Genomic DNA, 915 nt, shown 5'->3' with positions numbered 1-915 from the left:
CCGACGCCCTGGCCACCACCCTGCTCGACGCCCACCACGCCGCGACCGCCGCCCGCGCGGCCGGCCACCATGCCCTCACCCCGGCCATCCTGACCGGGATCCGGTAACCACTACCGAGGAGCGCTCGCCCGCGGCGAGACCGACAACCACGGGAAACGAAGCCCGCTCGCCACCGACGCCCGGACACTGATCCGCCGGTTCCGCCGCTACGAGGACATGATCCTGCGGTTCGCGACCGACCTGACGGTCCCGTTCTCGAACAATCTCGCGGAACGCGACGTCCGCCCCGTCAAGATCCAGCAGCGGGTCTCCGGTGGCTGTTGGCGCACGCTCCAAGGCCTCGCGGACTTCGCCGTTGTGCAGTCCTACCTGTCGACCGCCAGCAAGTGGGGCGTCGACACCCTCGATGCCCTCACCCGCCTGTTCACCACCGGCGCGTGGCTCCCACCTGCCGCACACCCGGCCTGAACAGCACATTCAGCCTCGACCTCAGCTGAACAGCTACGTGCGACGGGTGCGGGTTGACGCCCGCGGAGCAGGTGGAACGGGAGCGGGTCCGGATGGCTGCGGCTGACCGGTTCGCGGCGGGAACGACCCGAACGGAGATGGCGCGGGAATTCAAGGTGACCCCGAAAACGGCGGGCTGCGGGTATCGCGCCTGGGAATCGAGAGGCGTAGCCGGCACGGCTGGTCGGTCGGATGCCGGCCCGTCGTGCGCTGGAACGCGACGACACCGCGGCGCGGGAGTGGGTCAAGTGGGAGTGGCCGGCGCTACAACCACGGCGGCGGCCCGGGATGCCCGGGTCTGTTTCCTCGACGAGACAGGGCAGGGCCTGCGGCCGCCACGGGGTGGACGTGGGCGCGGCGTGGGGTGACCCCGGTGGTGCGGGTACCCGGTCGGGGTGGGTCCGGGCG

General features: G+C 71.6%; 1 protein-coding gene and 1 pseudogene. Both read left to right on the top strand.

Translation table 11 applies throughout. From position 1 onward, the window contains the following. Positions 1-468: pseudogene (locus AC08OO_RS14050) on the top strand (IS66 family transposase); the annotation flags it as partial. Positions 469-699: 231 nt separating this feature from the next. After that, on the top strand, positions 700-915 hold a 216-nt coding region (locus AC08OO_RS14045; protein WP_476618618.1), incomplete at its 3' end, for a hypothetical protein.

This window comes from Frankia sp. CeCAU1, from assembly GCF_977971845.1.
The sequence above is the reverse complement of the archived record's forward strand: the minus strand, read 5'-3'. Positions and strand labels throughout refer to the sequence as shown.